The sequence below is a fragment of the Microlunatus parietis genome (assembly GCF_013407955.1).
Lineage (GTDB): Bacteria > Actinomycetota > Actinomycetes > Propionibacteriales > Propionibacteriaceae > Microlunatus > Microlunatus parietis.
In genome coordinates, this window is the sequence record NZ_JACCBU010000001.1 from 1,438,719 (window position 1) to 1,458,462 (window position 19,744).

The following is a 19,744-nucleotide window of genomic DNA, read 5'->3' on the forward strand; positions in this document are numbered from 1 at the left end:
CTTGAACTCCTCCCGTACCCGCTTGCGGTCGGGGCGAAACGGGTCAGTCTCCGGCTGGGAGACCCGCTAGATCGACAACGAGACCGTAATGGTCGCTCGGCGTCGCGGCGCCGCGGTCGAAGCAGCGTTCGGCCCGCTCGATGGCCAGCGTCGGGCCGTGCCCGTCGCAGCGGATCAGGACGTGGTCGATCCCGCGGAACGGCCAGTCCGGCTCGACGGACCAGGGATTCTCCGGCGGGTAGGTCGTCAGCGATTCGCCGGGCCGGTACGACTCCCAGGCGCTCCGGTAACAGACGCTGGTCCGGTCGATGACGTGCCGGCCGGTCCAGAACCGCAGGCTGTCCGAGCCGGCGTCCCCGTCCAGGTCGCCGGCGACCACGACATGGCCGGGCGCCCCGCGGACCAGCCGCTCCAGTTCGCGCGCGGCCAGCACGGTCTGCAGCGTGCGTTCGTACTCGTGATCGAGCTGGTAGTCCGGGAAGTGGTTGGCGACCCAGACCCGGCCGATCGGCGGCGCGGCCAGGATCTCGGTGATCAGGCAGGTGCAGGCGAAGTCGTGGGTGCGGTCGGTCAGGTGCAGGTCGACCTCGATGACCCGGCCGACCGGCCACCGGCTCGCCGTCGTGATCCCCTGCCCGTCCGGTTCCCGGGCCTGCTGCTGGACGAGGTGATAACCCGGCCCCAACATCGCCGCCGCCTGGTCGACGTCGGGGCCGAGCATCGTCTCCTGCAGCGTGATCACGTCGGCGTCGAGCGCCGCGAAGCCCGACCGGAAGATCTCCAGCCGGCGCGGCCAGTCGCCGCGGGTCCCCCAGGTGTTCAGGGTGACCAGCCGCAGCCGTCCCGACCCCTCGGCGCCGGTCGGCATCGCCGTCCTCCTCGCCGCGCTAGGGCCTGGGCAGTTGTTCCTTCACTTCGTCCTTGCTCATCGAGCCGGCTCCGGCGACGCCGAGGTTCTGCGCCTTCTGGACCAGCTCCTCCCGCGTCTCCCCGCCCGGCTGATCACCGAGGTGGGCCGCCCTCGCCTCGCTGAACGCCTGGGCCAACTCCGCCCGGCGGGCGTCGGACAGTCGCTCCCGCATCCCCGGCAGCACCGTCGACTCCTCCTCCTCGACGTGGTGCGTGACGCCCTCGATCAACTCCTCCAGCTTGCTGTCGAACTCGGCGCTGGCCGGATCGAGCTTGGACAACTCGCCGAGCAGGGCATCGGCCTGCTCGTGCTCCTCCTGGCTGTGCGCGACCTCCTCGGTCTCGCCGGCCTCGTCCCGGGCGACCGGGTAGACCTCGGACTCCTCGGCCCGGCTGTGCGCGATCAGCAGCGACGCCAGTTGCGGCATCAGCAGCGGCCGGTCCGCCGGCCTGGTCCGCAGTGCCTCGAAGAGGCGCTCCACCTCTCGGTGGTCGTTCATGATCAATTCGACGACGTCCTCGTCCGGCATGACCGGCTCCTCTCGTGATGACTGGCTTCGCAGTACCCGGCCGGCGCTCGCTCAAACGCCGCCTCAGGTCCGGCTGACGTCCAGCAGCCGGTGCGCGAACCACTCGTTCAGGGAGTGCCGGCGGCGGCCGAGTTCGACCGTGATCGCCCGCTCCCGGTCCGCCAGTTCGACCAGGCGCGGATTGACGGCGCCGTGGCCCGACTCCGCCTGCGCATACAGCCGGGTGGCGAGGATCTGCTCCTCGATCCGGTTCAGTTCGAGCAACAGCTCACGTACCGAGCATTCCCGTAGTTCTGTCATCATGATCGGCTCCTACCGTGCGGCCTCGGATCCTTCGAGGTACCCAGTGGCCCCCGGCGTCAGACAGCAGGGCCCGGCGTGGGTTGCCGGTACGGCCTCGTGGGTAGGTATCAGACATGTCGGAACGCATCCTGGTGCTCGACGCCGAGGGCGAGATCGAGTCCAAGCACGGCCTCGAAGACCTCGCCGCCGCGCTGGACGGAGCCAAGGCCTGCGACGGACTGGCCTGGATCGACCTGACCGATCCGGACCGGGAGACGCTCGAGCGCCTCCGCGAGCCGCTGCAGCTGCACCCGCTCGCCGTTCAGGATGCCCTGTCGGGCCGGCAGCAGCCGAAGGTGCAGCGGTACGAGCACCATCTGTTCGTCGTCGTGTGGGACCTGGTGCCCGACGGCGGCGTCCTGGCGGTGAGCCAGGTCTTCCTGTTCCTCGCCGGGCATTGGCTGCTCACGGTCCAGCACACCAACGGACACGAGTCGACCGACTACGAGGCGATCCTCCACGACCGCCGCCACGAGGTGGGCAACGGGCCCGCCGCGGCGGCGTACACGATCATGGCGGACATCACCACGCGGTACAGCCGCGCCACCGCCGACATCGAGAGCGAACTGGAACAGATCGAGAGCGATGTCTTCGACGCCGACATCCGGGAGGACGTGCACGAGATCTACCGGGTCCGGCAGAACATCGGTCACGTCGACCGCGCCGTGTCCGGCCTCAGCGCCGCGCTCGAGGGCGGCCGGGATCACCTCTCCGACCTCGCGGTCGACCGGGAGCGGCTGGAACCGTACCTGGAACACCTGATCGACGGGCTGACCGGCACCGCGGCGATGGCCGACGATCACTCGCGGTCCATCGACGCCGTGATCTCCAGCCACGAGAGCAATGTCGCCACCCGGCAGAACAAGGACATGCGCACCATCTCGGCGCTCGCCGCCCTGTTCGCGATCCCGACCTTGATCGCCGGCATCTACGGCATGAACTTCCAGAACCTGCCCCTGGTCGAGTCGGACTTCGGCTGGGCGGTCGTCGCGGTCGTGATCATCGTCGCCGACGTCACCTGCTACCTGGTCTTCAAGCGCCGTCGCTGGATCTGAGCTCGGTTTGACGGGAGCCGCCGCCGGATACCTGTGGGTTCCCGACCACCCGATGACCCGAGGAGGTCACGATGAAGTGCGGCTACTTCCTGTCCACCGAGGAGCACACCCCGGACCAGTTGATCGAACAGGCTCGGCTCGCCGAGCAGGCCGGCTTCGACGGGCTCTGGATCAGTGATCATTTCCATCCGTGGAACGACGCCCAGGGGCAGAGCCCGTTCGTCTGGTCGCTGATCGGCGCGATCAGCCAGGTCTGCGAGCTTCCGGTGACGACGGCCGTCACCTGCCCGACGGTACGGATCCATCCGGTGATCATCGCCCAGGCCGCCGCGACCAGCGCCGTCATGCTGAACGGCCGGTTCCGGCTCGGCGTCGGCTCCGGTGAGGCCCTGAACGAGCACGTGCTCGGCGACGTCTGGCCCACCGTCGACGTCCGGCTGGAGATGCTGGCCGAGGCCGTCCATGTCATCCGGCGGCTGTGGACCGAGGAGTTCGTCTCGCATCGCGGCCAGCACTACACCGTGGACACCGCCCGGATCTACACCCGGCCGGACCAGCCGCCGCCGATCTACGTGTCCGCGTTCGGGTCCGAGGCGACCGACGTCGCCGCCGAGATCGGGGACGGCTTCGCCACCACGTCACCCGACCGGAAGCTGCTGGATCGCTTCAAGGAACGCAGCGGCGGCAAGCCCACCCAGGCCGGACTGAAGGTCTGTTACGCCGCGACCGAGGACGAGGGCGTCGAGATCGCGCACCGGCTCTGGGCGAATGCCGGCCTGCCCGGCGAACTGTCCCAGGTGCTTCCGTCGCCGCGCCACTTCGAGCAGGCGTCCACGCTGGTGACGAAGGAGTCGACCCGCTCGTCGGTGCCCTGCGGCCCGGATCCGGCCGCACACCTGGCGGCGATCAAGGAATACCGCGAGGCCGGTGTCGACGAGCTGTACGTGTCGAACATGGGACCCAACTACGAGGCCATGTTCGACTTCTACCGGGACGAGGTGCTGCCGCAGGTGCGCGCCGCCTGACCCCTGGCGACGTGCGGCGAGGCGGGCTGGGCCGCGCGGTCGGCGTGGATTACCTTGCGGGGATGAACGAGTCGAGTGTCGCCGACCTGACCGCCCAGCTGCTGGACCTGGGCGTACGGCCGGGCCGAGTGCTGCTCGTGCACACCTCGTTCCGGGCCGTGCGGCCCGTGCAGGACGGTCCGGCCGGGTTGATCGCCGCACTGCGGTCCGCGCTCGGCCCGTCGGGGACTCTGGTGATGCCGTCCTGGACCGGCGACGACGACGAGCCGTTCGATCCGGCGTCGACGCCGGCCGATCCTGATCTTGGTGTAGTGGCCGAGACGTTCCGGCGCCAGCCCGGCGTGCTGCGCAGTGATCATCCGATGGCGTTCGCCGCCGCCGGCCCGGCCGCGGAGTCGATCACCGCCGACCCGCTGCCGTTGCCGCCGCACATCCCGGCCAGCCCGGTCGGCCGGGTGCACGACCTGGACGGGCAGGTGCTGCTGCTGGGCGTCGATCACACGGCGAACACCACGCTCCACCTGGCCGAGTTGATCGCCGACGTGCCGTACGGGCTGCCGAAGTCCTGCACAGTCCTGGAAGACGGCCGGCCAGTGCGCGTCCCGTACCTGGAGAATGATCATTGCTGCCAGCGGTTCGCGCTGGCCGGGGACTGGCTCGCCGACAAGATCAACATCGGCACCGTGGGGCAGGCCCGGGCGACCCTGGTCCGGTCCCGGGACATCGTGGACGCTGTCGTACCCAGGCTGCGGGAGGATCCGCTGCTGTTCCTGCACGCGCCGGATGATCACTGCGCCGAGTGCGACGCGGCCCGAGCCAGCGCCGCCCGACGCTCGTGATCATGAGAGCCTGAGCCCATGGCCGTCATTCACCGCACCACCGTCAAGCCGACCAAGCTCGAACTGCTCACCGCCTGGCTGCCGACCCGCTCCTGGTACGGCGGAGGCTCGAGCCCGAGCCTCGCCAAGGCCGGCGGTTTCCGGCTCGACGATCCGGCCGGCGAGGTGGGCCTCGAGTTCCTGGTGACGACCGACGAGTCGGGCGCCCAGCCGGTGACCTACCTGGTTCCGCTCACCTACCGCGGTGCCGCGGTCGACGGCGCGGAGCAGGCGCTGGTCGGGACGACGGAACACGGCGTGCTGGGCCGGCGCTGGGTCTACGACGGCTGCCACGACCCGGTGCTGGTCGGCCAGCTGTGGGGCCTGATCGCCGGACGGGTGGCGGCGCAGGCCCAGAGCGAGAGCCACACCATCGACCGGAACGTCACCCGTTCCTACTCCGGGCCGGCGCTCCCGCCGGGATCGCTTGAGGTCAAAGTCACCGACGGCCAGGAGCACACCCTGTTGGCCACGGCCGAGGGGACCACCGTCCGCGTGCACCGGATCCTCCGGCCGACGCCGTCGAGCATCGCGACCCCACCCGCCGGCGCCGCCGGGCACGTCGGCGGGAGCTGGCAGCCGCCTGGCGGTCGTCGCGTTCAGGGATACTTCGCGACCCTCGAGATCGCCGGTCGCCGCACCGGCTGACCATGATCACCATGGACGACGTCCCGGGCGACGCCTACGGTGATCGACATGGGACTTCGCATCGGCGCAACGATCATCGACGCTCACGACCCCGGGCCGGTGGCCCGGTTCTGGGCCGCGGCCCTCGGCTGGGTGATCAGCCACGACCAGGATCCGGAATGGGTGGTCGAGCCGGCCGCCGGAACCCGTGAGGACTGTGTGGTGCCGGATCTGTTGATCATCAAGGTGCCGGAACCGAAGACGATCAAGAACCGCCTCCATTTCGATCTTCGCCCGGAGGACCAGGACGTGGAGGTCGCCCGGCTCGAGGGCCTCGGTGCGACCCGGGTCGACGTCGGCCAGGGTGATCAGCCGTGGGTGGTGATGGCCGACCCGGAGGGCAACGAGTTCTGTGTCCAGCCCGCTCATCCGCCGGAGCTTCGGGCGGCCTGGCTGCAGGCCTACGAGTCGTACCGGCCGGCCGGCTCCTGACCACTGCGCACTGAGGGATCCGAGGAAGTCAGCGGGATCCGTACCGATCGCCCGTGAAGAGCAGGAGGCCGATGATGACGGCCAGAACCGCAGCAAGAGCTGCCGCCGTGAACGCTGACAGGGCAAGGCCGTTGTTGTAGGCCGCTGCCGCGGCTCCAAGGAGTTCGGCCGCCCGGTCGCCGGGAAGCGTCGAGGCGATCACGGAAGCCTCCGTCACGGAGCGGGTCGGCGGCTCCCGGCCGGTCAGTTCGTGGCGGTAGACGATGCTGGCCAGCGTGCCCAGCAGGGCGATGCCGACGGCGGTGCCCAACTGGTTGCTCGTCTCCGAGATGCCGGCAACAGCCCCCGCCCGCTCGTGCGGTGCGTTGTCGAGCACGAAGGAGTTGGCCAGCGTTGCCGTGGCACCACAGCCGGCGATGAGGAGGGTGTAGCCGCCCAGAAACCCCCAGGCCGTCGAGGCCGACGCGGTCGCACCCGCGATGGCCAGTCCGCTTGCGCAGGTCACCATACCGATCACCAGCAACGCCGTCGGCGAGTGCCGGCGCGCCAGGGCGGTGGCCGTTGCAGCGCCGAGGAAGGAACCGGCCATGGGTGGGAGTCCGCACAGGGCTGAGGCCAGCGGGGACAGTCCATGCACGGTTTGCAGGTACGGAAACACCAGGACTCCGACGCCGCCCGTGATCGCGGCGACCGTGGTGTTGGCCGCGATGCCCACAGAGAACCGCCGGCTTCGAAACAGCGACAGGTTCAGCAGGGCGTGCCGCGCCCGCCGCTGCCACGAGATGAAGATGATCAACGCGGCGACGCCGACCGCTGCGGACGCTGCCGTGACGACCGACGGCCCAGTCTCGATGGTGGACTTGAGGGCCAGGATCGGACCCAGGACCGCGACGAACGAGGCGGCGGCACCGAACAGGTCAAGTCGTGCCTGGCGGTTCCTCGCCGATTCGGGCACCAGTAGCGGGGCGGCGATCAGAAGGAGCACCATCGGCGGGATGTTGATCAAGAACACCGATCCCCACCACCAGTGTTCGAGCAGCACTCCGCCAAGGATGGGGCCGCAGATCGCTCCGGTTGTGAACGTCACCGTCCACGCCCCGAGTGCGGCTCGGCGCTGGTCCTGGCGCTCGAACATGGTCCTGATCAAGGACAAGGTCGACGGCGCGAGGGTGGCTCCGCCGACCGCGAGCACCGCGCGGCCCAAGATCAACAGTTCACCGTTCGGCGCGAGGCCGATCAGGGCGGAAGCCGCACCGAAGAGCCCGGCCCCGATCATGAGGAGCCGCCGCCGACCGATGCGGTCGCCGAGACAACCCATGGTGATCAACAGGCCGGCCATGACGATGCCGTACGTGTCCATCACCCACAGCCACTGCGCCGGAGTCAGGCTGAGCTGCTCGGAGATCGTCGGGCCGGCGACGAACAGGATCGACACGTCCATCGACGCCAGCAACGCGGCGAGGAGAAGGACGCCGAGTCCGCACCAGATCCGGGCCGATGCCCGCGGCGTGGCCTCGTCGATGATCACCTCTAGATCGTACGTCCGTACAAGACGTCTGTCGAACGTACGTCCAAAACGGGCCTAGGATGGTCGCGTGAGTCAGCGAGACGATCTGCTCGATGCGGCGCGGAGACTCCTGGTCGAGAAGGGCTACGACCGGACCACCGCACGGGACCTCGCGGCTGCGGCCGGGTCGCACCTGGGTTCGATCGGCTACCACTTCGGTTCCAAGGACGCGCTGATGACCGAAGCGACGTTGCTGGCCCAGGGCGCTTGGGGATCGATGGTCGACCAGGCACTCGCCGCCGCGAACGCAGCCAGTCCGGGGAGAAGGATCGAGATCTGCATCGACACTCTCGCGGCTGCCGTGAAGGAGCAGCGCGGGATCCTCGTGGCCAGCGCCCAGGCGATGACCAAGACCGCGTTCGACGACGAGCTCCACAGGACCCTGGCCGAAGTCCACGCCGATGCTCGCACCGACTTCGCAGCCCTCGCCCTCGGGACGCCCCGGGACCAGATCGACGACCACACGGCTCGCACGCTCGGGTCCACCGTGCACGCGCTCATCGTCGGGTTCAGCATGCAACTGCTCATCGACGAAGACTCCGTGCCGAGCGGATCAGAGGTTGCGCAAGCCATCCGGACGCTGGCTGGGTGCTGAAGGGCGCTCTCCCGGCGGCGGTGGCTGATCGATCCGTCCGGCCCAGACCTGCCGGAGCGCGATCGCCCCGGCAGGTCCGCCGAGTTCAGAGCCGGTCGAGGATGCCCTCCATCGTGGCGATCTCCTCCTGCTGGGTGGCGATGATCGTCCGGGCCAGCGCGATCGCCTCGGCGTTCTTGCCCTGCTCGACCTCGGCCTGCGCCATCCGGACGGCGCCCTGGTGATGTTTGATCATGGCCTCGAGGAACTGCCGCTGTGCCTGGCCGGCGTCGGTCTCGTCGCGCAGTTCCCGCATCTCCTCCGGCGTCATCATGCCGCCGCCGTCATCGCCGTGATCCATCTGGCTGTGATCGGGCGGCGTCCCCCACTCCTCCAGCCACCGCTTCATGGTGTCGATCTCGGGTTGCTGGGCGGCCCGGATCTGTTCGGCCAGGGCCTTCACCTCGGGGTCGAGGCCCTGCTTGGCGAGCAGCGTGTCGCTCATCCAGACCGCCTGCTCGTGGTGCGGGATCATCATCGCGGCGAACGCCACGTCGTCCCGGTTGGCCGGCTTCTCGGCCGCCGGCGTGGGTGAGGCCGATGCCGGGGTCGGCGGCATCGAGTGGCCGGCCGTCGGCTCCGTACCAGTGCTGCCGCAGGCGGCTCCGGCGATCAAGATCATTACCGCCGCAGTGGCGAGGCCGATCCGGCGCGCGGGCGTGCTTCGCATCATGGGATTCATCGATGGTTCCTGTCCAGTGTGTTCGCGCGGCGCAGCGCCGTTCCGAGGGGTGCCGCGCGAGAAGACCGCTCCGGACGGTGACAGGCCGCACAGCGTCCCGATGGCTGGAGCGTGACGCCGGATCGGGTCGTCGAGGCTGTGGGCCCGGCGCCGTCAGGTCCGGCTGATCGCCAGCTCGACGTGCGTCAACGCGGTACGGAAATCGCGCGGAAGGGGGTCCAGGAACGCGGCGGCCCGACGCCAGCCCGGTGGCGGAGCCGGCCAGGAACCTCCGCGGGTCGGCCGGACGATGCCCCACAGCAGTCCGAACACCATGACGAGCAGACACGACCCGAACAACATCACGTGGTCGCCGCAGTCACCGCAGCCGTGCCCTTCACCGACCGGTTGGGCCGGCATCGCCGGGTCCGGCTGGTGCAGGGCGTGCGACCCGTACTCGCCGTGACCGGACGGCTCCGGGGTGGCGAGCCGATGGTCCACCGACAGCAGATGCATGCCGACCACGCCCGCGACGATCAGCCCGAACAGAACCGCCAGCACCAGCCGCGTCCGGTACGCGAGCTGGCGGGTTCTCGGCTGAGTCGGCATCGGGACCCATCATGCCGCGCCGCCGCCGGCCCGCGCAGCCGAGCCCCTGGAAGGGGCCGCAGGTGGCGAGTCAGCCGTTCTCGGAGGTCCAGCGCAGCAGGGCGGCAGCTTCGTCACCGTCGGACAGGACCGAACGGAGCGCGCCCGGAGGCAGCAACACCACGTCGGCGTCGCTCAGCGCCGCGGCCCGCAACAGCGCGCCGCGGGCCTCGGTCTCGCCCAGGACCTGGGCACCGTAGGTCTCACCGCCCGGCGTCGCGACCCAGGGCTCCGCGTCGAGCACGGCCAGCCGTTCCTCGGTCGGTTCGTCGGTCAGCACCACGAGGTCGGCCTGAGCCCGCTGCAGGGCCGCCGCCACCGGTCCGATCCCGGTGACCCCGCCCCGCCGCTGGCTTCCGCGAGTCTCGCTCAACTGCTCCAGCACCGCCTGCTCGGCGCGTCCGTACTCCCCGGCGATCAGTTCGTCGAGCTTCGCCCGCAACGCGTCGTCGTCCTCGCTGCCGTCCGGGATGCTGTCGATCCGGGTGGCCAGATCGGCCGCGGCGGGCGGCAGCTGGGTGATCAACAACTGCGCCGCGTGCGTGTCGCCGATCACCGCGATCAGCCGGGAGCCGTCGAGCCGGCGGGCCTCCTCGACGGCCTCGGCCAGCGCACCGGTGTTGCGGCGCCAGATCTCCTCCGTGCGGTGCTGGTAGCGGCCCTGCGACCACCCGCCGCCCGGATTCTTGGTGAGGTTCTCCCGGGAGCCGGTGACCGTGATCGGCTCGGACCGCTGCCCGTGAGCGCTGTGCCGCCGTACTTCACCGCCGTCGCGGCCGACCACCACAACCAGGTACGGGAAGCGATGTTGATCATGACGCAGCAAGGGCAGCACGTCGGGCACCGGGCCCACGGTCGCGAAGCCGGGACCGGCCTCGCTGCCGACCAGCAACTCGTCCAGCCGGACCGCGCCGGACTCGGCCAGCAGCAACCGGGCCGCCGGCCTGCTCTCGCCGGCGGCCGGCCGGACGGAGTCGACGATCGCCGTCAGGTCGTCCTCGGCGGCGCCCTGCCGGCGCAGTTCATCCGCGACGTTGTCCGGGATGACGTCCTGGGCGTGCCGGCTGTCCACCGTGCCCGTACCGGCGTCGTAGAACACCGAGCACCACGGCCCGGCCCGGCGAAAGAGATCGGCCCACCGATGGGCCGGATAAGCAGCGGGTGCTGTCACGATGATCCCTCCTCAGGTACGGGCGCCGGGCGCGCCGTCTGCCGCGTCGTCGGTGGCGGGGCGGCCCCGGCCACGCTTGACCACGCCGGCGTCGGCGTCGTGCACGATCACCTTCGACGGTTGGCTCTCGGCAGCGCGGTCCATCGCTGCCTCCACGGCCAGATGCTTGGAGTGGAAAGCCTCCAGCACGTCACCGTCCTGCACGATCGCCCAGTGACCGGACCTCGGCACCACGTGGAACTCGGTCTGCACCATGTCGCCATGCCTCGCCTTCGCGCCGGACTCCTTCGACGCGCCCAAAGGGGCCACGGGGGGACTTGGCCGTGAACGCGTCGAAGGTCCCAGCCGAGGAACCGGTAGCGTTCCTCGTCCTGCACGTACCCGCAGGGGTCGTGCGGAAACACTTCCGGCCTGGGCCGTTAGCCGCGCGGGGGAAACGGGTCGTCCTGGTAGGTGAACTCGTCCTGGATCTGGCCGTCCTCACCGTGGACGACCACCTGGGACGGCTTCGAGCGGCCGGCCGCTTCCCGGGCCAACTCGACCGCCTTCTCCTTGGTGTCGCTGGTCGCGACCCCGACCTCGTCCTTCTCGACGTGCCAGTGTCCGCTCCGCGGAACCACATGCAGCACCGTGCGATCCATCACCCATCACCCTCCTCGGTCAGAACTGTCACCGCTGACGTACCCACTTCGGGCGGGTCGCAGCAGATGATCATGGTTCGAGTTGCGGACCCGGGTTGATCACGGCCGGTGCCGGGTACGTACGCCTCCGGAACGACATCCGCAGGAGGGAGTGAGTGTGCGATGAACACCGAGAACTGGGAGGCCTGGAGCTTCCGGGCCATGGCCGGTGAGGCCGGTGTGCAGGCCGAGAACCTGGTGGGGTTCGAGGTCGAGGCGACCGACGGCGGCATCGGCAAGATCGTCAACGGCTCGACCGACGAAGGCAGCAGCTGGATCGTGGTGGACACCGGCCCGTGGATCTTCGGCCGCCAGGTCGTCCTCCCGGCCGGCACCATCAACCGGGTCGACACCGACGAGGAGAAGGTCTACCTGGACCTCACCAAGGACCAGGTCAAGGATTCCCCGCCGCCGACCGAGGAGTCGGCCACCCCGGATGACGAGTACCGCGGAATCCTCGGCACCTACTACGGCGGAATCTACGGGCCCCGCGGCAGCGGGTACTGAGACCGGCACGACGACGAAAGGACACATGATCATGGCAACCGGTGAGACCGGCTTCGACGACGTCACCTTCGACCTGATCTCCGTGCAGTATCACGCGCTGAAGGCCGGGCACGACTACGGCCAGTACGTCCGCGACGCCAAGAACGCCGGTGAGGACGAGATCGCCGCGTTCTTCGAACAGGTCATGGCCGAGGACTCCGAACGAGCCCATCGCTGCCACGAGTTCCTGGCGAGGTTCGGCGGCACCGACAACACCCGGCCCCGGCAGGAGGACCCGGTCGCGATGGCGGGCAACACGGCTGCCACCGAGTAACCGGACGATCGCTTGCCGCCCTCCCGGCGGCAAGCGACACATGCCCCCGGAGCCCGAGCCCTTGATCAACTGAGCCGGCCCGAAGGTGCGGCGCGCCAGGTGTAGACGGTGGTCTCGGAGATCTTCGCCAGACCGGCCCGCTGCAGGATCGGTCCGGAGAACTCGGTGGAGCTGCTGTGCAGCAGCGACTTCCCCTGGGCCATCGCCGCCCGGGCCCGGGCGGCCGTGAGCGCCCGATAGACCCCGCGACCACGCCAGGCGACTCTGGTGGCGCCGCCGCAGAGATCGGCGAACTCGGTCCCGCCGACCGGCTCGATCCGGCCGGCGGAGATGATCACTCCATCGACCTCGGCGACCCACAGCTCCATGCCGTCGCCGACCGCGAGGCGGCGCATCATGACGTCGACCCGGCGCCGCCAGTCGGGATCGTCGAACACCTCACCCTGCATCTCCTCCATCGCCGCGACATCCGCCCGGTCCGTCACTCGACGCAGCGTGACGCCGGCGGGTAGGACGACATCGACGGCCAGCGCGCGAGCCTCACCGACCATGATCGACTCCCGCGCCCCGAACCTGAAACCGTGCCCCAGCAAGGATTCCCGGAGCCCGGCATCATGATCATGAGCGCAAGTTTTCCAGTCCACCCTCTCGATGGAACGATCCCGGCGAAAGTGTTCGAGAGCCGCTGCCACGAGCCGGTTCATCACGCCGGACGACACCCCGTCGAGATCCTGATACGTGACGAACCCACGACCACGCTCGAAGGTGATCAGGTGCAGCGGCCCGACCTTTTTCCAGCGCCAGCACAGCCGCCGTCCTGGCGGTACGAAGTTGCCGGTCGTAGGCCTCGAGGTAGCGAGCGACGTCGTCCATGCCGATCATCGTTCCCTGCCCGGGCCGGTCGCGATGAGGGCCGCCCAAAACGATCGTCTGGCACCGGCGAGGTTCACGCCTCGCTCACCGCTGCTCGGATTCCGTGCAGGGCGATCTCCATGCCCCGCCGCGACGCGGCCAGGATCCGCTTCGGCGGATCGCCCTGCACCAGGCTGACCAGGCGGGCGGTCTGGGCGGCTCCGAGCAGCGCACCCACGACGCCCGCTGCGGTGATCCGGTCCAGCCGATCGGGATAGGACTGGTGCAGTGCCTCGGCCAGACGCTGCTGAGCTTCCTGCAGCAGCTGTGACGAGCGCGCCTGCAGTTCGGGCACGGTCGCGATCAGCTGGAGTCGCAGGGAATAAGGGACTCCGGTGATCTCGTCGGTGTCGTCGGTCGGGGTGTAGGAGGCGAGGAGTTCCTCAGCGAGGGCGGTCAGCAGGTCGGCTGGCGTACGGTCCGGTGCGCGTTCGGTGATCACCTCCAGGGCCAGGTCCAGGCGGTGCCGGTCGCCGGCGAACAAGATGTCGCTCTTGCCGGCGAAGTAGCTGAACATCGTCTTCGGCGAGACTTCGGCGGCCGCGGCGATCTCGGCGACCGTGGTCTCGGCGTACCCCTGTTCCGCGAACAACCGGGCCGCCGCCTCGACGAGCAGCCGACGAGTGCGTTGCTTCTTGCGCTCCCTCAAGCCCGGTGTCAGCACCACCACGCAAGCATGCCCCAGCAGCAAACCTATATCAAGGCTAGTTTCAGGCTGACTATAAAACTACACTGAGTGTAGATTCCCCCGGAAAGGAAGGACCTCTGGCATGTCGATCGAGGCGAACAAGGCGGTCGTCCGCCGCTGGCTCAACCGGAAAACCAGGATGGAGGTCATCGAGCCCGGCCGCTACCGGGTCGTCGACACTCCGGGCATCCCCGACACCGACGATTTCGAAACGATCATGAAGTACGACGAGCAGGACAACCTCGGTCAGTACTTCGAGGACGTCACCGTGACGGTCGGCGACCTCATCGCCGAGGGCGACAAGGTGGTCGTGTCCGTGACGGCGACCGGCACCACCACGGCACCGTTCAGGCACCTGACCACCGGCGTGACGATCCCGGCAGGCAAGACGATCACCCGTCGCGTCGTCACCATCCTCACGGTCGACGACGGCAAGGTCGTCGAGGAACGAACCCACGAGGATCGGCTCGGCATTCTGGAGCAACTCGGCCTGGTGCCCACCCACTGACGACGAACGTTCGACGGATGATCATGGACGTCGATCATCGGGGAAAGTGCGTTGACAGACCGGGGAGGGTCACGCAGGCTGACTCGAATGCAGCCGAGCGAAGCCGCGATGGCCTGGAGCGCCGAGGCCATCGGTCCGGGAGCCAGGATCCTCACCGTGGAAGGGATGCACGACGGTTTCGGACCATGGCGCCTCCGGATCGAACATCGGGAGACGGTGCACGAGGTGGTGCTCCGCGCGGTACGCCAACGTGACTCGATCGGCCCGCAGCCGATCGCCACCGGGGCTGCGGCACTGCGGCTCGCGGAACAGGCGGGCCTCTCGGCCCCACGCCTGATCGCGGCAGACCTCGACGGCCGGGCCGCGGGAGCGCCGGCCACCCTCGAGACGTACCTGCCCGGCAGCAGCCGGCTGCCGGCGTCGGTCTCCGCCGCCCAGCTCCGCTCCGTCGGTGCCGCCATCGCCAGGGTGCACGCGATCCCGCTGTCTCCCCGCCCTCCCGATCTGCCCTATCGGCGCTGGACCATGTCGCCCAGCGACCCGGCCGGGGACCGCCGGTGGGCGGCGCTCTACGCGAGCTGCCCGGACGACCAGAAGGAGGCCGTACTCCTCGCCTGGCAGGAGGCGACGGGTGGATCGATCGAGCGGGCGAGGCGGGTGGTCGGGGTGCCGCGCTCGACGCCGCTGCTCCACCTCGCCGACGAACGGATCCGTGAGCACGGCCGACCTGCCGAGCCGACGGTCTTCGTCCACGGTGATGTCTGGTGGGGCAACACGCGTTGGGACGGCGATCATTGCTTCGCGCTGATCGATTGGAAGGATTCGGGCGCCGGCAGTCCCGGTGTCGATCTTGGCAACCTGCGCCTGCAGATGGCCATCACCTATGGCGTCGACACCATCGACCGGGTCTTGGAAGGCTGGCAACTGCAGGCAGGCCGGCCCGCGATCAACCTTGCCTACTGGGACGCCATCGCCGGCCTCAGAACGCCGGCGGTGTTCGAGGGTTATCCCGGATTCGAGGACGGTGAACCCGTCGGGTCGTCAACCATCGCGGAACGGCGCGACGACTTCCTCCGCGGCGCGCTCGACAGGTTGTGACGGCCGGCGGGCTTCAGGAGCGGGCGGTACGGAGGTGGATCCGCTCGCCGTGTCGGCCGAAGAGGCTGAGCACCTCGACCTCGCCGCGTCCAGCCGCCCCGAACCAGTGCGGGAGTTGGCAGTCGAACTCGGCCGCCTCCCCCGCGCCCATGACGAAGTCCTGATCATCCAGTCGCACCCGTAGCCGACCGCGCAGCACGTAGAGCCACTCGTAACCGGTGTGGGTCCGCAGGTGGGGCTGCACGTCGTGCGCGGGGATGATCATCTTGTACGCCCGCGGCTCAGCCTGGTGCCGGGACAACGGGATCAGCACCCGGCCGTCCCGCTGGGTCGGCTGCTGCGGCACCCGCGGATCGAGGATCCTGGGTGCCGCCACGATCTCATCCAGCCGCAGGCCCAGGGCGGCCGTGATCGGCAGCAACAGTTCCAGGCTCGGCCTGCGCTGTGCTGACTCCAGCCGGGACAGCGTGCTGGTGGAGATCCCCGTGACGCGCGCGAGCTCGGCCAGGCTGAACCCCCTGCGCAGGCGAGCCCGGCGCAACCGGGGAGCGATCTGGTCGATCGCTCCGCTGACACTTGGTTGGTCGTCCATAACGCCAGTCAAATCAGGTCGTCCCGGAAGCGGCAAGGATTGTTGCCGGAACCGGTAGCGGTACGGACGCTGTGCCCATGATCAACCTCACGGCCGAGCAGTCTCGGCACACCTCCAAGCGGTTGCCCGCCGGCGTGTACCTGCTGGGGTTCAGCCTCTTCGCGATGGGCAGCGCGGAGTTCCTGTTGGCGGGAGTGCTGCCGGCGGTCGCGGCCGACCTCGACGTCACGCTGGCCTCGGCCGGCTTCCTGATCACCGCGTTCGCACTCGGCGTCGTGTTCGGCGGCCCACCGTTCGCCGTGCTGAGCCTGCGCTGGCCCCGCCGGACCGCGTTGATCGCGACCCAGGCGGTCTTCGCGGCCAGCGTCGCCATCGGCCTGCTCGGTGACTTCCGACTCCTGTTGATCACGAGGGCGGTGGCCGGGATCGCGTATGCGGGGTTCTTCGCGGTCGCGGCGGTGACCGCGATCAGCCTGGCACCGCCGGACCGCAACGCCCGCGCCTCGGGCGTGGTGGTCAGCGGGCTCAGCCTGGCCATGGTGGCGGGCGGACCGGCGGGCACACTGCTCAGTCACTTCACCGACTGGCGTGGCGGGTTCTGGGCCGTGGTGGCCCTCACCGTCGTCGGAGCCGCCGGATGCCTCGTCGGCGTCCCCGCCACCGCAGCACGACCCGGCGCGACCGCAGCACCGAGTGTGGCGCGGGAGCTGGCCACGCTGCGCCGGCCGGCGCTCTGGGTTCTCTTCGCGATCACGATCGTGACGACGGCGGCGTACATGATCAGCTTCAACTTTCTCGCGGCCCTGCTGGCCGAGGTCACGAGGCTGCCGGAGGTGTGGATCCCTGCCGTGCTTGCGCTCTTCGGCATCGGCGCGTTCGTCGGATTGTCGATCGGCGGCCGAATCTCCGACCGCCGACCGCATCTCGCCCTGCTGACCGGCACGGTCGCGATCATGGTCCTCTCGCTGGCCCTGGCGGCCACGATCCGGCACCCCGCTGCGGTCGTCCCGGTGGTCTTCGTGATCGGCATCGCGGCGTTCGTGATCAACCCGGCGATCTACGCCCGGGTGTTCGCGATCGCCGCCGAGGCCCCGACCCTCGCAGGGTCCACCACCGTCTCCGCGTTCCAGTTAGGAATCAGCCTGACCCCGGTCCTCGCCGCAGCCGCGCTGGCCCAGGGCGTACCGCTGACCGCGGTCGCGATCATCGGTGCCGCCCTGGCTGTCGTCGCCGTACCGCTGATCATCGTCGACCGAGCCCGGATCCACGCCGATCGGCGATGACGCTGCCGCCGGGAAGGTGGCGCTCGACGCACCCGTAGGCGGGGAGGTTTCGATGAGGGCCTCGATCCCGTACACGGAAGGAAGGAAGGAAGGAGCCCGGCCGTCAGCACCTCGGCGGGCGGGCCGGCTGCGGCGGTCCTGGCGGCGTCCAAGATCACGACCTGATCGCAGTAGCGGGCCGCCAGGTTGAGATCAGGCAGGGCCGTCACGACGTGACGTCGATCGAGTGGGAGCAGCGCCAGCACGTCAAGCTGATCATAGATGTCGAGATGATCGGTCAGTTCGTCCAGCAAGATCACCTCGGGCTGCTGGGCCAGGGCAGGGGCGACTTGGGCACGCTGACGTCACCTCAGGTGGTTCCGGCGGCCTTGGCCAGGCCGGCGGGGTTGCGGATGGCGATGGTGCGGTAGCCGATGGTGATCAGCCCGCGTCGTTCCATGATCTTGAGGACCTTGTTGAGGGAGGGGCGGCGGACGCCGAGCATCGCGGCCAGGATGCTTTGCGACAGCTCGACCTGGCCGTCGCGGGCCTCGTCGTGCAACAGTGCGGCGATCTGCTCACCGAGGGGTCGGCCGAGGGTGTTGATCAGGCGCAGCTGACTGGCCGAGGTGCGTTGCGCGACTGAGGTGAGCCAGCGGCGGGCGATCGCGGGGTGCTCGACGAGGAGCCGGTCGAACACGCCGGCCCGCAGGTGCAGGCAGGCGGTTGGGGTCACGGTACGGGCGGTGTAGGCGGCGGGCATGTCGAGGAGCAGCTGGATGTCGCCGTCGACGTCGCCGGGATGCATGAGACCGATCACGGCGTGCCGGCGGCCGGTACCGACGGCGAGCTCGACGCTGCCATGGCGCAGGATCCACACCCCGTCCAGCGGCTGCCCGTGAGCGAACAGGACGGCCCCGGCCGGGAACTCCCGCACGTCGAGATAGGTGGCGAGCGCGTCCAGGTCCTCCGGCCTCAGCGGCGCGTTCTCGCCGCGACCGACACAGCGGGCGATCCAGGCCGCAGCCCGCAACATCGCCGGATCCGGACCCAGCCGCGGCAACACCCGGCTGATCACCACAGCCGCCGCCGACCCTCGGACACTCGGAACCTGGCCATGACCCGATTATCGAACCCTCGCGCCGTTAGAGCGAGGGATTGTGTCATCTCGCTGACCATCCCCGATCTCGACGGGCCACGCCGGGAGTTAGCTGAGGCCAGGGCCCGGAATCGCGTCCACGTCGAAGGACGGCCCCAACCAAGAACCTCATCCGCTGAAAGCAGGAGATGATCATGACGACGGCACACACGGCGCCCGCAGCGACGTCGGCCTGGCTGACCCGGCTGGTCGCCGGAATCATCGGCGGCCTGGCCGGCGGGCTGATGTTCGGCGTACTGATGCAGATGATGGGCATGATCGGCATGGTGGCCATGCTGGTCGGATCCTCATCCGTAGTGATCGGGTGGCTGGTCCACCTGGCCATCTCGGCATTCATCGGCGCAACGTTCGCGCTGATCTTCACCCGCTGGGCGGCACGGATCCCCGTTGCCCTGCTCCTCGGCGCCGGTTACGGCATCGTCTGGTGGGTCCTCGGAGCCTTGTTGATCATGCCCGCACGACTCGGCATGCCCGTGTTCGCGATCAACATGACCGCGGCGATGTCACTGATGGGCCATCTGATCTACGGCCTGGTCCTGGGCCTGGTCTACGGACTCGTCCAACACCGGTCGCACAAGGATTGACTCAGCCCCTCAGTTCGGTTCCTGGCTGGAGTCGACGGTACGGAGGCGGGCGAGGACCGTGGCCAGCTGGTTGAGCTCTGTCTCGTGCAGAACCGAGCCGATCCGCTCCTGGAGCTGGGCATCGACGATTTTCGTGGCGCCGTCCAGCACTCGGCGACCGGCAGCGGTGAGCTCGACAAGGGATGATCGCCGGTCCTCGGGATTGGGGCGCCGGGCGCAGAGGCCGGCATTCTCGATGCGGTCGACGACTTTGCTGACCCCGCCGACGGTGATGCCGATCTCCTCGGCCATGTCCTGAACCCGGCAGCCGCCCGTTTGGTCGAGCAGATTGAGGATCTCGAACCAGGTGACGGGCAGGTCGTGGGCGGAGCGGAGGGCGGCGTCGACGGTGTCCCAGAGTTCGATTTCGAGCCGGACGAGGTCATGGAAGATCGTTCTCAGGTCTGCCATGGCCCCTCCGTGTGCAGGTCTGGTGGTCAGTCGGTGACGCCGGTGTAGGCGATCACGGTGTCGATGTCGGCTTGCACGAGCAGTTCGCCGCCGTTGCGGGTCCCGAACTCAGCAGCTCGATCCTGGCCCATGTAGCGGGCGCCGATGCGGCTGGCCCATTGCTCGACCAGGGGTGAGCCCTCGGTCAAGTGTGCCGTGCCGCTGATCACGACGAACGCGAAGGGCGGCTGGTCGGAGTCGATGCAGAAGGTGTAGCGGTTGTCGCGGCGGAGATTGCGTGCCTTGACGCTGCCGAAGTCGGTGTTGAACATCACGCGGTCTCCGTCGAGCAGGAACCACATGGGCGCGATGTGCGGGCTACCGTCGCGACGCACCGTGCTGAGCTTGCCGGTGCGGGTGCCGTCGGAGACGAACGCCCGCCACTCGGCGTCGGTCATCTTGCGCATGCGAGC

Annotated in this window: 27 protein-coding genes; 12 read left to right on the plus strand and 15 right to left on the minus strand. The window is 69.2% G+C overall.

The genetic code is table 11. The features are described 5' to 3' along the window. Positions 1-43: 43 nt before the first annotated feature. The 3 genes from BKA15_RS06765 to BKA15_RS06775 all read right to left on the minus strand — a co-directional run bounded on the left by BKA15_RS06765 (position 44) and on the right by BKA15_RS06775 (position 1,742). The gene (locus BKA15_RS06765; protein WP_179749236.1) at positions 44-868 is read right to left on the minus strand and encodes an endonuclease/exonuclease/phosphatase family protein; all 825 of its coding nucleotides are present in this window, start codon (positions 866-868) and stop codon (positions 44-46) included. A 19-nt stretch (positions 869-887) separates the two neighbouring features. Continuing rightward, entirely contained in the window at positions 888-1,439 is a 552-nt protein-coding gene (locus tag BKA15_RS06770; RefSeq protein WP_179749238.1) for a hemerythrin domain-containing protein, read from the minus strand. Positions 1,440-1,502: 63 nt separating this feature from the next. Beyond that, positions 1,503-1,742 (minus strand): hypothetical protein, encoded by a 240-nt coding sequence (locus BKA15_RS06775; protein WP_179749240.1) that lies wholly within the window; start codon positions 1,740-1,742, stop codon positions 1,503-1,505. Positions 1,743-1,855: 113 nt separating this feature from the next. On the opposite strand from BKA15_RS06775, the gene BKA15_RS06780 reads away from it, so the two are divergent. The 5 genes from BKA15_RS06780 to BKA15_RS06800 all read left to right on the plus strand — a co-directional run bounded on the left by BKA15_RS06780 (position 1,856) and on the right by BKA15_RS06800 (position 5,858). Further along, complete coding sequence (locus BKA15_RS06780) at positions 1,856-2,836, plus strand: CorA family divalent cation transporter (protein ID WP_179749242.1); 981 nt, start codon at positions 1,856-1,858, stop codon at positions 2,834-2,836. A gap of 71 nt (positions 2,837-2,907) precedes the next feature. Next, a complete protein-coding gene (locus BKA15_RS06785; protein WP_179749244.1) occupies positions 2,908-3,861 on the plus strand; it encodes a TIGR03557 family F420-dependent LLM class oxidoreductase in 954 nt (317 codons plus the stop codon). 62 nt (positions 3,862-3,923) lie between these two features. Continuing rightward, positions 3,924-4,700, plus strand: a complete 777-nt coding sequence (locus tag BKA15_RS06790; protein ID WP_179749246.1) for an AAC(3) family N-acetyltransferase — start codon at positions 3,924-3,926, stop codon at positions 4,698-4,700. Positions 4,701-4,718: 18 nt separating this feature from the next. Further along, on the plus strand, positions 4,719-5,387 hold the full coding sequence (locus tag BKA15_RS06795) for a maltokinase N-terminal cap-like domain-containing protein (protein ID WP_179749248.1): 669 nt from the start codon (positions 4,719-4,721) through the stop codon (positions 5,385-5,387). Between the two features lie 48 nt (positions 5,388-5,435). Further along, positions 5,436-5,858, plus strand: coding sequence for a VOC family protein (locus BKA15_RS06800; protein ID WP_179749250.1), 423 nt, complete (start codon positions 5,436-5,438; stop codon positions 5,856-5,858). A 28-nt stretch (positions 5,859-5,886) separates the two neighbouring features. Here BKA15_RS06800 and BKA15_RS06805 read toward each other — a convergent pair whose 3' ends face one another. Then, complete coding sequence (locus tag BKA15_RS06805; RefSeq protein ID WP_218871097.1) at positions 5,887-7,386, minus strand: MFS transporter; 1,500 nt, start codon at positions 7,384-7,386, stop codon at positions 5,887-5,889. Between the two features lie 67 nt (positions 7,387-7,453). Between BKA15_RS06805 and BKA15_RS36280 the strand changes: the two genes are divergently transcribed. Next, positions 7,454-8,020, plus strand: coding sequence for a TetR/AcrR family transcriptional regulator (locus tag BKA15_RS36280; RefSeq protein ID WP_179749252.1), 567 nt, complete (start codon positions 7,454-7,456; stop codon positions 8,018-8,020). A gap of 85 nt (positions 8,021-8,105) precedes the next feature. Here the strand turns inward: BKA15_RS36280 and BKA15_RS06815 are convergent, their stop codons facing one another. The 5 genes from BKA15_RS06815 to BKA15_RS06835 all read right to left on the minus strand — a co-directional run bounded on the left by BKA15_RS06815 (position 8,106) and on the right by BKA15_RS06835 (position 11,180). Continuing rightward, complete coding sequence (locus BKA15_RS06815) at positions 8,106-8,732, minus strand: DUF305 domain-containing protein (protein WP_246322278.1); 627 nt, start codon at positions 8,730-8,732, stop codon at positions 8,106-8,108. A gap of 162 nt (positions 8,733-8,894) precedes the next feature. Continuing rightward, positions 8,895-9,329, minus strand: coding sequence for a hypothetical protein (locus BKA15_RS06820; RefSeq protein ID WP_179749254.1), 435 nt, complete (start codon positions 9,327-9,329; stop codon positions 8,895-8,897). A gap of 70 nt (positions 9,330-9,399) precedes the next feature. Continuing rightward, positions 9,400-10,539, minus strand: coding sequence for a baeRF2 domain-containing protein (locus BKA15_RS06825; protein ID WP_179749256.1), 1,140 nt, complete (start codon positions 10,537-10,539; stop codon positions 9,400-9,402). A 12-nt stretch (positions 10,540-10,551) separates the two neighbouring features. After that, positions 10,552-10,794, minus strand: a complete 243-nt coding sequence (locus tag BKA15_RS06830; RefSeq protein WP_179749258.1) for a DUF2188 domain-containing protein — start codon at positions 10,792-10,794, stop codon at positions 10,552-10,554. 164 nt (positions 10,795-10,958) lie between these two features. Next, complete coding sequence (locus BKA15_RS06835; protein ID WP_179749260.1) at positions 10,959-11,180, minus strand: DUF2188 domain-containing protein; 222 nt, start codon at positions 11,178-11,180, stop codon at positions 10,959-10,961. Positions 11,181-11,342: 162 nt separating this feature from the next. On the opposite strand from BKA15_RS06835, the gene BKA15_RS06840 reads away from it, so the two are divergent. Both BKA15_RS06840 and BKA15_RS06845 read left to right on the plus strand, forming a co-directional pair. Further along, a complete protein-coding gene (locus BKA15_RS06840) occupies positions 11,343-11,726 on the plus strand; it encodes a PRC-barrel domain containing protein (RefSeq protein WP_218871099.1) in 384 nt (127 codons plus the stop codon). 31 nt (positions 11,727-11,757) lie between these two features. Further along, entirely contained in the window at positions 11,758-12,039 is a 282-nt protein-coding gene (locus tag BKA15_RS06845; RefSeq protein ID WP_179749262.1) for an acyl carrier protein, read from the plus strand. Positions 12,040-12,104: 65 nt separating this feature from the next. Here the strand turns inward: BKA15_RS06845 and BKA15_RS06850 are convergent, their stop codons facing one another. Beyond that, a complete protein-coding gene (locus BKA15_RS06850; protein ID WP_246322279.1) occupies positions 12,105-12,683 on the minus strand; it encodes a GNAT family N-acetyltransferase in 579 nt (192 codons plus the stop codon). A gap of 302 nt (positions 12,684-12,985) precedes the next feature. Further along, positions 12,986-13,618, minus strand: coding sequence for a TetR/AcrR family transcriptional regulator (locus tag BKA15_RS06855; RefSeq protein ID WP_179749264.1), 633 nt, complete (start codon positions 13,616-13,618; stop codon positions 12,986-12,988). Between the two features lie 103 nt (positions 13,619-13,721). Here BKA15_RS06855 and BKA15_RS06860 point away from each other — a divergent pair, with 103 nt between their 5' ends. Both BKA15_RS06860 and BKA15_RS06865 read left to right on the plus strand, forming a co-directional pair. Next, complete coding sequence (locus BKA15_RS06860) at positions 13,722-14,147, plus strand: ester cyclase (RefSeq protein ID WP_179749266.1); 426 nt, start codon at positions 13,722-13,724, stop codon at positions 14,145-14,147. An 87-nt stretch (positions 14,148-14,234) separates the two neighbouring features. After that, positions 14,235-15,245, plus strand: a complete 1,011-nt coding sequence (locus tag BKA15_RS06865; RefSeq protein ID WP_179749268.1) for an aminoglycoside phosphotransferase family protein — start codon at positions 14,235-14,237, stop codon at positions 15,243-15,245. Between the two features lie 13 nt (positions 15,246-15,258). On the opposite strand, the gene BKA15_RS06870 is transcribed toward BKA15_RS06865, so the two are convergent. Beyond that, positions 15,259-15,837: a helix-turn-helix domain-containing protein gene (locus BKA15_RS06870; protein WP_179749270.1), complete on the minus strand. Its 579-nt coding sequence runs from the start codon at positions 15,835-15,837 to the stop codon at positions 15,259-15,261. Between the two features lie 77 nt (positions 15,838-15,914). Here BKA15_RS06870 and BKA15_RS06875 point away from each other — a divergent pair, with 77 nt between their 5' ends. Continuing rightward, on the plus strand, positions 15,915-17,120 hold the full coding sequence (locus tag BKA15_RS06875) for an MFS transporter (RefSeq protein WP_179749272.1): 1,206 nt from the start codon (positions 15,915-15,917) through the stop codon (positions 17,118-17,120). A gap of 349 nt (positions 17,121-17,469) precedes the next feature. Here the strand turns inward: BKA15_RS06875 and BKA15_RS06880 are convergent, their stop codons facing one another. Continuing rightward, positions 17,470-18,177 (minus strand): Crp/Fnr family transcriptional regulator, encoded by a 708-nt coding sequence (locus BKA15_RS06880; RefSeq protein ID WP_312878851.1) that lies wholly within the window; start codon positions 18,175-18,177, stop codon positions 17,470-17,472. A 215-nt stretch (positions 18,178-18,392) separates the two neighbouring features. Between BKA15_RS06880 and BKA15_RS06885 the strand changes: the two genes are divergently transcribed. Continuing rightward, positions 18,393-18,842, plus strand: a complete 450-nt coding sequence (locus tag BKA15_RS06885) for a DUF6789 family protein (RefSeq protein WP_179749274.1) — start codon at positions 18,393-18,395, stop codon at positions 18,840-18,842. 9 nt (positions 18,843-18,851) lie between these two features. Here BKA15_RS06885 and BKA15_RS06890 read toward each other — a convergent pair whose 3' ends face one another. Continuing rightward, positions 18,852-19,292 (minus strand): MarR family winged helix-turn-helix transcriptional regulator, encoded by a 441-nt coding sequence (locus BKA15_RS06890; RefSeq protein ID WP_179749276.1) that lies wholly within the window; start codon positions 19,290-19,292, stop codon positions 18,852-18,854. Between the two features lie 26 nt (positions 19,293-19,318). Continuing rightward, positions 19,319-19,729: a PPOX class F420-dependent oxidoreductase gene (locus BKA15_RS06895; protein WP_218871101.1), complete on the minus strand. Its 411-nt coding sequence runs from the start codon at positions 19,727-19,729 to the stop codon at positions 19,319-19,321. Between the last annotated feature and the right edge of the window lie 15 nt (positions 19,730-19,744).

What these genes read in the sequence shown, in the direction of transcription:
- BKA15_RS06845 (WP_179749262.1), top strand. Translation starts at nt 11,758, where the DNA reads ATGGCAACCGGTGAGACCGGCTTCGACGACGTCACCTTCGACCTGATC.
- BKA15_RS06775 (WP_179749240.1), bottom strand. Translation starts at nt 1,742, where the DNA reads ATGATGACAGAACTACGGGAATGCTCGGTACGTGAGCTGTTGCTCGAA.
- BKA15_RS06885 (WP_179749274.1), top strand. Translation starts at nt 18,393, where the DNA reads ATGACGACGGCACACACGGCGCCCGCAGCGACGTCGGCCTGGCTGACC.
- BKA15_RS06795 (WP_179749248.1), top strand. Translation starts at nt 4,719, where the DNA reads ATGGCCGTCATTCACCGCACCACCGTCAAGCCGACCAAGCTCGAACTG.
- BKA15_RS06865 (WP_179749268.1), top strand. Translation starts at nt 14,235, where the DNA reads ATGCAGCCGAGCGAAGCCGCGATGGCCTGGAGCGCCGAGGCCATCGGT.
- BKA15_RS06800 (WP_179749250.1), top strand. Translation starts at nt 5,436, where the DNA reads ATGGGACTTCGCATCGGCGCAACGATCATCGACGCTCACGACCCCGGG.
- BKA15_RS06895 (WP_218871101.1), bottom strand. Translation starts at nt 19,729, where the DNA reads ATGACCGACGCCGAGTGGCGGGCGTTCGTCTCCGACGGCACCCGCACC.
- BKA15_RS06770 (WP_179749238.1), bottom strand. Translation starts at nt 1,439, where the DNA reads ATGCCGGACGAGGACGTCGTCGAATTGATCATGAACGACCACCGAGAG.
- BKA15_RS06815 (WP_246322278.1), bottom strand. Translation starts at nt 8,732, where the DNA reads ATGATGCGAAGCACGCCCGCGCGCCGGATCGGCCTCGCCACTGCGGCG.
- BKA15_RS06875 (WP_179749272.1), top strand. Translation starts at nt 15,915, where the DNA reads ATGATCAACCTCACGGCCGAGCAGTCTCGGCACACCTCCAAGCGGTTG.
- BKA15_RS06860 (WP_179749266.1), top strand. Translation starts at nt 13,722, where the DNA reads ATGTCGATCGAGGCGAACAAGGCGGTCGTCCGCCGCTGGCTCAACCGG.
- BKA15_RS06830 (WP_179749258.1), bottom strand. Translation starts at nt 10,794, where the DNA reads ATGGTGCAGACCGAGTTCCACGTGGTGCCGAGGTCCGGTCACTGGGCG.
- BKA15_RS06785 (WP_179749244.1), top strand. Translation starts at nt 2,908, where the DNA reads ATGAAGTGCGGCTACTTCCTGTCCACCGAGGAGCACACCCCGGACCAG.
- BKA15_RS06890 (WP_179749276.1), bottom strand. Translation starts at nt 19,292, where the DNA reads ATGGCAGACCTGAGAACGATCTTCCATGACCTCGTCCGGCTCGAAATC.
- BKA15_RS06835 (WP_179749260.1), bottom strand. Translation starts at nt 11,180, where the DNA reads ATGGATCGCACGGTGCTGCATGTGGTTCCGCGGAGCGGACACTGGCAC.
- BKA15_RS06765 (WP_179749236.1), bottom strand. Translation starts at nt 868, where the DNA reads ATGCCGACCGGCGCCGAGGGGTCGGGACGGCTGCGGCTGGTCACCCTG.
- BKA15_RS06820 (WP_179749254.1), bottom strand. Translation starts at nt 9,329, where the DNA reads ATGCCGACTCAGCCGAGAACCCGCCAGCTCGCGTACCGGACGCGGCTG.
- BKA15_RS06870 (WP_179749270.1), bottom strand. Translation starts at nt 15,837, where the DNA reads ATGGACGACCAACCAAGTGTCAGCGGAGCGATCGACCAGATCGCTCCC.
- BKA15_RS06780 (WP_179749242.1), top strand. Translation starts at nt 1,856, where the DNA reads ATGTCGGAACGCATCCTGGTGCTCGACGCCGAGGGCGAGATCGAGTCC.
- BKA15_RS06790 (WP_179749246.1), top strand. Translation starts at nt 3,924, where the DNA reads ATGAACGAGTCGAGTGTCGCCGACCTGACCGCCCAGCTGCTGGACCTG.
- BKA15_RS06840 (WP_218871099.1), top strand. Translation starts at nt 11,343, where the DNA reads ATGAACACCGAGAACTGGGAGGCCTGGAGCTTCCGGGCCATGGCCGGT.